General features: G+C 66.8%; 9 protein-coding genes. 6 read left to right on the forward strand and 3 right to left on the reverse strand.

The genetic code is table 11. From position 1 onward, the window contains the following. Window positions 1-70: 70 nt before the first annotated feature. The 6 genes from LG3211_RS06060 to LG3211_RS06085 all read left to right on the forward strand — a co-directional run bounded on the left by LG3211_RS06060 (window position 71) and on the right by LG3211_RS06085 (window position 7500). A complete protein-coding gene (locus LG3211_RS06060) occupies window positions 71-757 on the forward strand; it encodes a glycine zipper 2TM domain-containing protein (RefSeq protein ID WP_057942033.1) in 687 nt (228 codons plus the stop codon). Between the two features lie 303 nt (window positions 758-1060). After that, window positions 1061-2956, forward strand: coding sequence for a propionate--CoA ligase (prpE, locus tag LG3211_RS06065; RefSeq protein WP_057942034.1), 1896 nt, complete (start codon window positions 1061-1063; stop codon window positions 2954-2956). A gap of 109 nt (window positions 2957-3065) precedes the next feature. Continuing rightward, window positions 3066-4148 (forward strand): suppressor of fused domain protein, encoded by a 1083-nt coding sequence (locus LG3211_RS06070; protein ID WP_057942035.1) that lies wholly within the window; start codon window positions 3066-3068, stop codon window positions 4146-4148. Between the two features lie 264 nt (window positions 4149-4412). Next, complete coding sequence (gene prpB / locus LG3211_RS06075; protein ID WP_057942036.1) at window positions 4413-5300, forward strand: methylisocitrate lyase; 888 nt, start codon at window positions 4413-4415, stop codon at window positions 5298-5300. A 243-nt stretch (window positions 5301-5543) separates the two neighbouring features. Beyond that, complete coding sequence (prpC, locus tag LG3211_RS06080) at window positions 5544-6695, forward strand: bifunctional 2-methylcitrate synthase/citrate synthase (RefSeq protein WP_057942037.1); 1152 nt, start codon at window positions 5544-5546, stop codon at window positions 6693-6695. A gap of 295 nt (window positions 6696-6990) precedes the next feature. Then, complete coding sequence (locus LG3211_RS06085; protein WP_057942038.1) at window positions 6991-7500, forward strand: hypothetical protein; 510 nt, start codon at window positions 6991-6993, stop codon at window positions 7498-7500. 272 nt (window positions 7501-7772) lie between these two features. Here the strand turns inward: LG3211_RS06085 and LG3211_RS06090 are convergent, their stop codons facing one another. The 3 genes from LG3211_RS06090 to LG3211_RS06100 form a co-directional block, all read right to left on the reverse strand. Continuing rightward, window positions 7773-8384 carry a glutathione binding-like protein gene (locus LG3211_RS06090; protein ID WP_057942039.1) on the reverse strand — a complete coding sequence of 204 codons (612 nt, stop codon included), beginning with the start codon at window positions 8382-8384 and terminating at the stop codon, window positions 7773-7775. Window positions 8385-8564: 180 nt separating this feature from the next. Beyond that, entirely contained in the window at window positions 8565-9023 is a 459-nt protein-coding gene (locus tag LG3211_RS06095; protein ID WP_057942040.1) for a cell wall hydrolase, read from the reverse strand. A gap of 717 nt (window positions 9024-9740) precedes the next feature. Continuing rightward, complete coding sequence (locus LG3211_RS06100) at window positions 9741-11846, reverse strand: NADPH-dependent 2,4-dienoyl-CoA reductase (RefSeq protein WP_083512346.1); 2106 nt, start codon at window positions 11844-11846, stop codon at window positions 9741-9743. Between the last annotated feature and the right edge of the window lie 91 nt (window positions 11847-11937).

The raw sequence follows: 11937 nt of genomic DNA on the forward strand, positions 1-11937 counted from the left end.
CATTCAGCCCGGGTTGACCGCTGCGGACCGACGATCCGCTTCGCGCCATCCCGGCGCCCGGGAGTCCACCATGAACCGCTCGCTCGCCACCACCCTGGGCCTGGCGCTGGCCGCCGTCACCGGCGCCGCCTCGGCGCAATCCTACGGCTACCCGCAAAACAGCTATCCGCAGAGCACCTATCCGCAGAGCACCAGCAACGCCAGCTACAGCTCGCAGATCGATTTCGCGCGGGTGATCCGGGTCGATCCGGTGTTCGAAACCTACAGCACCCAGCCGGTCAACGGCCCGCGCTGCTACGAGCGCCCGACCTATGTGCAGGGCGACAGCTATTACGGCGACGGCAACGGTAACGGCGACTCCTATTACGACTCCTACGGCAGCGAGCGCCGCAGCGCCGGTACCGAAGGCGGCCGCACCGCGGCGACCGTGGTCGGCGGCATCGTCGGCGCGGTGCTCGGCAGCAAGGTCGGCGGCGGCAGCGCGCGCTATGCGACCTCGGCGATCGGTTCGATGGTCGGCGGCATGGCCGGCCGCAGCATCTACGAGCAGAACAAGCGCAGCCAGCAGCCGCGCACCGGCTCGGTGCGGGTGTGCGACCCGGTGTCGAGCAACGGCAACTACTATTCCACCGGCGGCGAACGCGCGGTCAGCGCCTACGACGTCACCTACGAATACGCGGGCAAGACCTATCGCACCCGCACCGACCACAACCCGGGCGATCGCATCCGCGTGCGCGTGGACGTGCGTCCGGACTGAGTCTCGCACTCGGCCGCCGCGACCGCGGCGGCGCTGCAATCGAACACGCCGGAACCGAATCGGCGAACCGGCGGCGCAAGGAACGGTGCGCCGCCTTTGCCGGTGAACGCCGGGGCCGCGAGGCCCCGGCGTTTTCCGTTGGCGGCGGCTCGTCGGCTACGCTTCGCCCGCCATCGCTTCGTCCGAGACCAGCGAAGCGCATTTCACGTCCGCGCAACGGCCGCGCGCCTAGACCATGGTCGTAACGCATCCGATACGCCCGTGGTCTAGCCTGCGGGCGGATGCCCTGGCCGAGACTGTCGCATGCGCTATGAGGAGTTTCACCGCCGCTCGATCGAGCAGCCCGAAGCGTTCTGGGCCGAGCAGGCCCAAGCGATCCATTGGCATACCCCGCCGCAGCAGATCCTGGACTATTCCCGGCCGCCGTTCCGGCGCTGGTTCGCCGGCGGCGAAACCAATCTTTGCTACAACGCCATCGACCGCCACCTGGACGAACGCGGCGATCAACTGGCCCTGGTCGCGGTCTCCAGCGAAACCGGGCAAACCCGGGAGCTGAGCTACCGCGAGCTGCATCGCGAGGTGAACACCTTCGCCGCGGCGCTGAAGTCGCTGGATGTCGGCCGCGGCGACCGGGTCGTGATCTACATGCCGAACATGGCCGAAGCGGTGTTCGCGATGCTGGCCTGCGCGCGCATCGGCGCGGTGCATTCGGTGGTGTTCGGCGGTTTCGCCGCGCACAACCTGGCGCTGCGCATCGACGACGCCGAACCCAAGCTGCTGATCTGCGCCGACGCCGGCATGCGCGGCGGCAAGGTCATCCCGTACAAGCCGCTGGTCGATGCCGCCTGCGCCGAGGCCTCCATGCCGCCGCCGCACGTGCTGATCGTCGGCCGCGGGCTCGATCCGGATCACTCCATCGTCGAAGGCCGCGATGTAGATTACGCCGCGCTGCGCGCGCGCTACGACGGCGTCGAAGTCGACGTGCAGTGGCTGGAGTCCAACGAACCCAGCTACCTGCTCTACACCTCCGGCACCACCGGCAAGCCCAAGGGCGTGCAGCGCGATGTCGGCGGCTACGCGGTCGCGCTGGCCTTGTCGATGTGGTCGATCTACGACATCCGCGCCGGCCAGGTGATGTTCTCCACCTCCGACGTCGGCTGGGCGGTCGGCCACTCCTACAACGTCTACGGCCCGCTGATCGCCGGCGCCACCTCGGTGTTGTACGAAGGCCTGCCGACGAATCCCGATCCCGGCATCTGGTGGCGCATCTGCGAGCAATACGGCGTGCGCACCATGTTCTCCTCGCCGACCGGCATCCGCGTGCTGAAGAAGCAAGACCCGTCGTGGTTGAAGAAACACGATCTGTCGCAGCTGCAGTGGCTGTTCCTCGCCGGCGAGCCGTTGGACGAGCCGACCGCGCACTGGATCACCGACGGCATCGGCAAGACCATCATCGACAACTATTGGCAAACCGAAACCGGCTGGCCGGTGCTGGCGCTGATGCCGGGGCTGGACATGAAACCGGTCAAGTTCGGTTCGCCCGGTTTGCCGACGCCGGGCTATCACCTGCGCGTGATCGACGAAGCCACGGGCAAGGATGTCGGCGCCAACGAAAAAGGCGTGCTGGTGATCGTGCCGCCGCTGCCGCCGGGCTGCATGACCACGGTGTGGAACGACGACGCCCGCTTCCTGTCGAGCTATTTCGGCCATTTCAAGGAACTGCTGTACAGCTCGCTGGACTGGGCGATCCGCGACGACGACGGCTACACCTTCATCCTCGGCCGCACCGACGATGTCATCAACGTCGCCGGCCATCGCCTGGGCACGCGCGAGATCGAGGAGTCCGTCGCCAGTTACGCCAGCGTCGCCGAAGCTGCGGTGATCGGCGTGCACGACGAACTCAAGGGCCAGGTGCCGGTGGTGTTCGCCACTTTGAAGCCGTCCGGCGAGCAGGACCCCAAGCTCGCCGCGGCCGGCATGCAGCAATGCGTGGTGCAGTTGCTCGGCGCGGTCGCGCGGCCGGCGCGGGTGTACGTGGTCAATGCGCTGCCCAAGACCCGGTCGGGAAAATTACTGCGGCGTTCGATCCAGGCGCTGGCCGAAGACCGCGATCCCGGCGATCTGTCCACGTTGGACGATCCGGCGGCCCTGGACGAAGTGCGCCGCGCGCTCGAACGTGGTGCCGATGCGGGCGGATGATTCACCTTTGATCACCCAATGTGCGCGTTGACAAATTTTTCCCGCAATAGCGTTAGCATCTGCGCACTTGGCGAGCATGGCTGGCCCGACGAAATCCGAGGCGGACGCGATGCGACAATCCGAAACCGAGCACTCCACCGCTGAGGATCGCGCCCCCGGCTGGGACGCGATCAATCACGCGTTGAACCGGATCTATCCGCGGCAAGAGCCCAAGCACTACGGCACCTTGATCGGCTTAGCTCTGGGCGGCGCCGATCCGCTGCCGGGCATCAGCGCATACAAGCGCATCACGCCGGTGCCGCATTGGCATTTCGTCACCTACGGTTTCAGCGAGCTGTACGAGAAACAATCCGACGATCCGCAGCTCAGCGGCTACGGTTTTGAACTGACCTTGCGCCTGAGCGATCCGGACGACAGCGAAGAACCGCCGGCCTGGGCGCTGAATTTCCTGCAGAACCTGGCGCGCTACGTGTTCGACAGCGGCCATCCTTTCCATGCCGGCCATTACCTCAACACCAACGGCCCGATCGCCGCCGACAGCGATACCGCGATCCGCTCGGTCGCCTTCGCGCACGATCCGGAGCTGTCGGCGATCGACAGCGAAAACGGCCGGGTCGAATTCCTGCAGGTGATCGGTCTGACCAACGAGGAGGAATTCGCTCTCAAGCGCTGGTCCACCTTGAAGGTGCTGGACGTGTTCAAGGACTATCTGCCACTGTGGGTGACCGATCTGGAACGCGGTTCGCTGCTGGCCGATTCGGATGTCGCCGCGCGGCTGGCGGAAGGCTCCGCGCGCGAGGGTTCCTCGGTCGGCATGATCTACACCGATCAGCTGAGCTGGGAGCAACGCAAGCGTCTGCTGCGGCGGCCGCTGACCCAGATATCGATCGGCGCGCGTCAGGTCGGCGAACTGCTGGCCTTGCTGCCGCTGCGCCTGCCGTTCGGGCATGCCTTCACCGTGGTCGGGCCGGATGCGCGGATCGTCTTCGAGCCGGCCGCGCGCAACAGCGCGGAAGCCATCGACGGCGCGTTGCACCTGCGCCTGGACGATCGCGCGATGCGCAGTCTGGTCGCGCGCCTGCGCGCACAGGCCGGCGAGTACGAGGTCGAGGGTTTCCCGAGTCTGCTGTTGCAGGTGCAAAAGACCGAGATCCGCGCGCAGGACGGCAGCGTGGAGCAGGTGATCGGCTGAGCGAGACGGTGGTGCGCGTCGCGTTGCGCGCAAGTGCCGCGGCCCGGCCCGGTCGGCGCAGTCGCGCGGAGGCACGGGCGGCGCGGGCGATGCCCGGCATCGCGATCGAGGTCGCATCCATGCGCGTTTTTCGCGCGACTTTGCGCATTCAGGCGCTTGCGGCGGCGGCCGCCATCGGCTCCCGGGCCGGTGGCGTCATCGGCCGGTCCGCGCCGCGGGTTAAAATGTCCGGATCGCCCCGACCGGGCCACCCGGAGCTTCAAGATGACCTTACCCTCCGCTGGCGCTAAGTTCCGCGCCGCGCTCGCCGAAGAATCGCCGTTGCAGGTCATCGGCGCGATCAACGCCAATCACGCCCTGCTGGCCAAGCGCGCCGGCTACCGCGCCATCTACCTGTCCGGCGGCGGCGTCGCCGCGGGCTCGCTGGGGCTGCCGGATCTGGGCATCAACACGCTCGAAGACGTGCTGATCGACGTGCGCCGCATCACCGACGTGTGCGATCTGCCGTTGTTGGTGGACATCGACACCGGTTTCGGCCCGAGCGCGTTCAACATCGAGCGCACGGTGAAGTCGCTGATCAAGGCCGGCGCGGCGGCATGCCACATCGAAGACCAGGTCGGCGCCAAGCGCTGCGGTCATCGTCCGGGCAAGGAAATCGTTTCGGCCGGCGAAATGGCCGATCGCGTGAAGGCCGCGGCCGATGCCAAGACCGATGCGGATTTCTTTTTGATCGCGCGCACCGACGCGATCGCCGTCGATGGCGTGGACGCGGCGATCGAGCGCGCCATCGCCTGCGTGGAAGCAGGCGCCGACGGCATCTTCGCCGAGGCCGCCTACGACCTTCCGACCTACCGCCGTTTCGTCGATGCGGTGAAGGTGCCGGTGTTGGCGAACATCACCGAGTTCGGGCAGACGCCGTTGTTCACCCGCGACGAGTTGGCCTCGGCCGGCGTGGCGATCCAGTTGTTCCCGCTGTCGGCGTTCCGCGCGATGAACAAGGCGGCCGAGAACGTCTATCAGTCGATCCGTCGCGACGGGCATCAGAAGGGCGTGGTCGAGACCATGCAGACGCGCGAGGAGTTGTACGACCGGATCGGGTATCACGCGTTCGAGGGCAAGCTCGACGCGTTGTTCGCGAAGAAAACCGGTTGACCGAATTCCCTTCTCCCGTTTACGGGAGAAGGTGGCCCGAAGGGCCGGATGAGGGCAGGCGAAACTTCAAGCCAGCGACGTAAGCCGGAATTCGCACGCCCTCACCCTTGCCACACCCCGGCCCGAGCGCATAGCGCTCGGGCGTTCGGTGCCGCGCGAGCCAATGGCTCGCAAGCGCGGCCCCTCACCCCACAAGCGGGAGAGGGAATAGGGAATAAAAGACAACTTTAATGAGGAAGGACCATGAGCGATACGCAACAGACCCTGCCCAAGCCGAAGAAATCCGTTGCCCTCAGCGGCACCGCCGCGGGCAATACCGCGCTGTGCACTGTCGGCCGCAGCGGTAACGATCTGCATTACCGCGGCTACGACATCCACGATCTGGCGACCAAGTCCACCTTCGAGGAAGTCTCGCACCTGCTGGTGCACGGCGTGCTGCCGACCGCTTCGCAGCTCAAGGCCTACAAGACCAAGCTCAAGCGCCTGCGCGGCCTGCCGGCGATCGTCACCGACGCGCTGGAACTGGTTCCGGCCAACGCCCATCCGATGGACGTGCTGCGCACCGGCTGCTCGGTGCTGGGCACCGTGCTGCCCGAGCGCGACGGCCATCCGGCCAGCGAGGCGCGCGATATCGCCGACCGCCTGATCGCCAGCTTCGGTTCGATGCTGCTGTACTGGTGGCACTTCACCCGCAACGGCCGCCGCATCGATTGCGAGACCGACGACGACTCGGTCGCCGCGCACTTCCTGCACCTGCTGCACGGCGAGCCGCCGAGCCAGCTGCTGGCCGATTCGCTGGACAAGTCGCTGATCCTCTACGCCGAGCACGAGTTCAACGCCAGCACCTTCACCGCGCGCGTCATCGCCGGCACCGGCTCGGACATGCATTCGTGCATCACCGGCGCGATCGGCGCGCTGCGCGGTCCCAAGCACGGCGGCGCGAACGAAGTCGCCATGGACATCATCTCGCGCTACGGCAGCGCCGATGAGGCCGAGGCCGACATCCGCGCCCGCGTGGAGCGCAAGGAAATCGTCATCGGCTTCGGCCATCCGGTCTACACCACCGGCGACCCGCGCAACCCGATCATCAAGGAAATCTCGCGCGCGCTGTGCAAGGACGGCGGCAACCAGGTGCTGTTCGACGTCAGCGAGCGCATCGAGAACCTGATGTGGGACAGCAAGAAGATGTTCCCGAACCTGGATTGGTATTCGGCCTCGGCCTATCACATGATGGGTATTCCCACGCCGATGTTCACCCCGCTGTTCGTGATCGCCCGCACCACCGGCTGGAGCGCGCACGTGATCGAGCAGCGCGAGGACGGCAAGATCATCCGCCCGAGCGCCAACTACACCGGCCCGGAAGATCGCCCGTACGTTTCGATCGACAAGCGCTGATCGCGCCCGCCGCGGCCCCGCGCGGCGGCGCTTCAAACGCAATACGGACACGAACGAGGCCAGGCGAACGTCTGGCCTTTTTCGTTGCATCCGACCTTTGTGGGTTGACGTTCGTCCGCATACGACTATCGTCGAATAGGACACAGAATCGTCATGGAATCGGGTGTCATAGTCCGGTGCCAGCCGGAGTCGTCGGTGCTGGCCGAGCGCGCGAATGCATCTTCGCAGTGAGTGATGCCGCGTTGCCGGGTTCCGGAACTTCCGTCGTGAGACGGATCGAGCACGAGGGAAGGCCATGCGCGACAGTGATGTTCCGGTCAAGACCAATGAAGGTCGCGATGAAATCCAGCACCGCACGCGCAAGCTGCCGACGGTGCTGCGATCGATCCTGCTGATCGTCGACGGCGACCGCAGCGCGCGGCATCTGCGCGACCTCATCGCCAGCCTGCACGGGCCGGGCGATGCGCTGGAACAGCTGGAAACGATGGGTTTGATCGCTTCTTCGGCCGCGGTCGCCGCGACCCAGCTCGCGCATTCGCCGACGCCGGCTGCGCTGCCGGCCGCGGTCAACGGCGCCGCGCCGGCCGATACGGCCGAGCGCTATCGCACGCTCTACACCCTGATGAGCGAGACCGTGCGCGAGCACCTGGGCCTGCGCGGCTATTTCCTGCAGTTGAAGATCGAGCGCTGCGGCAACAGCGAGGAACTCGCCGAATTGCTGCCGGATCTGAGCGCGGCGCTGGGGAAGGTGCGCAAGGACGATATCGCGGCGGAAATCGAGGCGCGCTTCGCTACGGGAAGCTGAGTATTCGCGGGCGCGTAGTCGTCGCGGTTGCGTACTTATCAAGCACGAATCCATGAGGCCCCTCTCCCGCTTGCGGGAGAGGGGTTGGGGTGAGGGCGCGCGAATCGCGGATGTCGCGAGCGCATGCAATCAAGCGAAAAAACGTCCCTCACCCTGGCCGCGCCCTGCCCGAACGCGTGGCCTTCGGGCGTTCGCGGACGCGCGAGCCAGCGGCTCGCAAGCCGCGTCCGCTCAGCCCGCAAGCGGGAGAGGGAACATTCCACCAGCTCAAATCAAAGCAAGCCTTCCGCCTTCAACGCCGCCTGCACGCCGCTGTCGGCTTCCATGCGGCGCTTGAACGCGGCCAGATGCGCGTAGCCGGACAGATCGATGCCGACCGAATCGGCCCAGCGCAGAGTGATGTAGAGATACGGATCGGCGTAGCTGCGGAAACCGGCGAGCCATTGGCGATCGGCGAGGCGCTGATCGGCGGTGGCGTACATCGCGCGCACGCGTTCGCGCGCGTGCTGGCGCACGGTGTCGGCCTGGGCGGGATCGGGATGGAACTTGCCCGGCCCGAAGATCGGCAGGTACGCCGGATGCAGGTCGGAATTGACGAAGGCGAGCCAACGCGCGGCTTCGGCGTGCTGTTGCGCGCTGCCGTCGCCGGTCAATTGCGCTTGCGGAAACGTATCGGCGATGTAGCCCATGATCGCCGCGTTCTGAGTGAGCACGAACGCGCCATCGACCACCGCCGGCACCGCGCCGGCCGGATTGATGGCGAGAAAGGCCGCAGCCTTCATCGTGTCCTTGTTCATCACTTCGACTTCGAACGCGCCGCCGGTCCACTGCAATGCGATGTGGTCCGCGGTCGAGCACGCGCCGGGCTTGCTGTAGAGCTTCATCCGTATCCCCTCTGGAATAAGTAAACAAGCCGGCGACTATCACCGACCTGCTTCGCATCCTCAAGCAGGGAGCTGCAACGCAGTGTTACGAAGCCCGGGAATCGGGAATGGAGAATCGGGAATCGTAAAAGCGGCTGTTCGCCGATTCACGATTCTCCATTCCCGATTCCCGGATTCGACTCAGCCGCGACGCGACTTGAGCTTCTGCACCTTGTAGAAGGTGTGATCGCCGATGGTGGCGACCTGATACGCGTTGCGCCACGACGGGCTCGCGATCGCGTGCGCGGCGAAGTGGCTCGCGCCCGGCACGATCTCCTTGCGCTGACCGGCCGGCAGGGCCCAGTTGCGTTCGGCGGCCAAGGCCACGTTGACCGACTCGGCCCAGGCCTCGGAGTTGTTCAGACGCGTGCCCGGCGAAACCAGGGTCGGCGCGAACTGCTTGTTGGCGGTGACGACCTCGCAGACCGTGTCGCCCCACAGGCCGCTGTCGCGACGGCGCAGGGCGACCTCGGCGACGGCTTGCTGGCCGCGCTGGGACTGGTCGCGGGCTTCCAGGTACACGGTGGTGCTCAAACACAGCGAATCGGCGGTTTGCGGTGGCAGCACGGAGGCGAGCCACAAAATCCAAGCCAGTTTCATATGACTCCTTGCTCCGTTGCGTCGGACGCACAGGGGACGTCGATCTCTCGAACGAGAGAGCGCGACCGCGGTGAGGCCGACATGGCGTACTGGGGAGGGCAGCGGCTCTAACGGCGCGCTTTTGCCCCGTCACCGGAATCCGAGCCAAATGGGGCTACGGGGCGGTGGTGGGTGCCGCCTCTGCAGGGGGCGGCGGAAAAGTTGGCGCAAGGTAGCGACGGCTAACCAAACCGTGCCTGAATGTCTATTTCCAAGCTTCTAATTTAGTTGGAGTTTTTATTCTGAACAGGCGCTAGGTACTTGGTTCTACAGGGCTTTGTCCCGGCAGGAAGCGTGCCGGGCCTGTCTCAGACTGGTTTGAGCCAGCTGGTTCAGGACCGTATGGTCCGCGTTTTGGCGTCTCCGGACGGCAGTGGACTCGGGTCGTCCTGGGATTGGCGGCCCTCGCGGCAAATCTGAACAGGGGAGGAGGGCCAAACGGCCCGCAAGGGGGCCACCGGATGTCGTGGTCGGCGTTCGCGCGACGGCTACAGGTGGGGTTGGCGGCGCCGGATCGGCGGCGCATGCGCCGACGCGCGCTCATGCGCGTGCACGCAACTCGCACACATATATATGTATGCGCGAACGCAAACGCGCGAAGACTGCATCGGCGAAAACGCGCGAGCACGTTCGCGAAGACGACGCGCGTCGATCGCGCGCGTCGCCAACGCCGGCCGATTACAGACTGGCCGCGAGCCGGCTGCCCTGCGCGATCGCGCGCTTGGCGTCGAGTTCGGCCGCGACGTCGGCGCCGCCGATCACGTGCACCGGCTTGCCGCTGTCGGCGAGCGCCGCCGCCAGGGGCTTGTACGGTTCCTGGCCGGCGCAGATCACCACCTGATCGACCGGCAGCACCTGCTCGTTGCCTTCCACGCGGATGCGGAAACCTTCCTCGTCCAGGCCCAGGTACTCGACCCCGCCGATCATGCGTACCTGCTTGGCCTTCAAGGTCGCGCGATGGATCCAGCCGGTGGTCTTGCCGAGCTTCGCGCCCGGCTTGCCCGGGCTGCGCTGCAGCAGCCAGACCTGACGCGCCGGCGGCTCGGGCCGCGGCTCGCTCAGGCCGCCGCGGTTGTCGCCGTAATCCAGGTCCACGCCCCATTCGGCGCGCCAACGCGCCGGGTCGGGGTGGTGCGGCTGTTCGTCGGAGTGGGGGCCGTCGTGGACCAGGAATTCGGCCACGTCGAAGCCGATGCCGCCGGCGCCGATGATGGCCACGCGCTTGCCCGGCACCACCCGGCCCTGCAGCACGTCCAGGTACGAGCAGACCTTGGCATGGTCCGAACCGGGGAACGCCACCTGCCGCGGCTTGATCCCGGAGGCGAGCACGATCTCGTCGAAGTCGGCCAGCGCCGCGGCGTCGGCGGTGGTGTTCAGGCGCAGGTCGATGCCGGTCTGTTCGATCCGGCCGGCGAAGTAGCGCAGGGTTTCGTAGAACTCTTCCTTGCCCGGGATCCGCTTGGCCAGATTGAACTGGCCGCCGATGCGCTCGGCGCTGTCGAACAAGGTCACCCGGTGGCCGCGCTCGGCCGCGACCGTGGCGCAGGCCAGTCCGGCCGGGCCGGCGCCGACCACGGCCACGCGCTTGGGCGCCTTGGTCGGCAGGTAGTTCAGTTCGGTCTCGGCGCAGGCGCGCGGATTGACCAGGCAACTGGCGTGCTTGTTCGCGAACACGTGATCCAGGCAGGCCTGGTTGCAGCCGATGCAGGTGTTGATGTCGGCCGCGCGCTGCCGCCGCGCCTTGTTGACCCAGTCCGCGTCGGCCAGCAGCGGCCGCGCCATCGACACCATGTCGGCCTCGCCAAAGGCGAGGATGCGCTCGGCGACATCGGGCATGTTGATGCGGTTGGTGGTGACCAGCGGAATGCGCACCTCGGGTTTCAGCCGCGCGGTGATGCCGGTGAAGGCGCCGCGCGGGACCGAGGTGGCGATGGTCGGCACCCGCGCCTCGTGCCAGCCGATGCCGGTGTTGATCAGGGTGGCGCCGGCCGCTTCGATGGCGCGGGCCTGGGCGATGACCTCGCTCCAGGTCGAGCCTTCATCGACCAGGTCGATCATCGACAGGCGGTAGACGATGATGAAATCCGGGCCGCAGGCCTCGCGGATGCGGCGCACGATCTCGACATTGAAGCGGAACCGCTGCGGCGCCTCACCGCCCCAGCCGTCCTTGCGCTTGTTGGTGCGCGGCACCGTGAACTGATTGAGCAGATAGCCTTCCGAGCCCATCACCTCGACGCCGTCGTAACCGGCCTCGCGCGCCAGCCGCGCCGAATTGACGAAAGCCTTGATCTGCCGCTCCACGCCGCCGGCCGACAGCGCGCGCGGGGTGAACGGGTTGATCGGCGCCTTGAGCTTGCTCGGCGCCACCTGCAGCGGGTGATAGCCGTAGCGGCCGGCGTGCAGGATCTGCATGCAGATGCGCCCGCCGTGTTCGTGCACCGCGCGGGTCACCTGCTTGTGCTTGCCCGCTTCCCACGGCCAGCTGAGCTTGCCGCCGAAGGGCTTGAGCCAGCCGACGATGTTCGGGGCGAAGCCGCCGGTGACGATCAGGCCGACGCCGCCGGCCGCGCGCTCGGCGAAATACGCCGCCAGCTTGGGGAAGTCGGCGGCCTTGTCTTCCAGCCCGGTGTGCATCGAGCCCATCAGCACGCGGTTGGGCAGGGTGCAAAAGCCCAGGTCCAAGGGCGCGAACAGGTGCGGATACAAGGGATGCGGACCGCCGGACAGGGCGTCGGAGGCCGCGGACGCGGGCGGGTTCGAACCGGAAGGGACGGCCGTGGACATGCTGGCTGAATACGCTGGCGTATGGATTGCGCACGATGCCGGTAAAAGCGCGGCAATTCAAGGGCAATATTCCCCCGAACCACGGATTCGC

This window comes from Lysobacter gummosus, assembly GCF_001442805.1.
Taxonomy (GTDB): Bacteria; Pseudomonadota; Gammaproteobacteria; order Xanthomonadales; family Xanthomonadaceae; genus Lysobacter; species Lysobacter gummosus.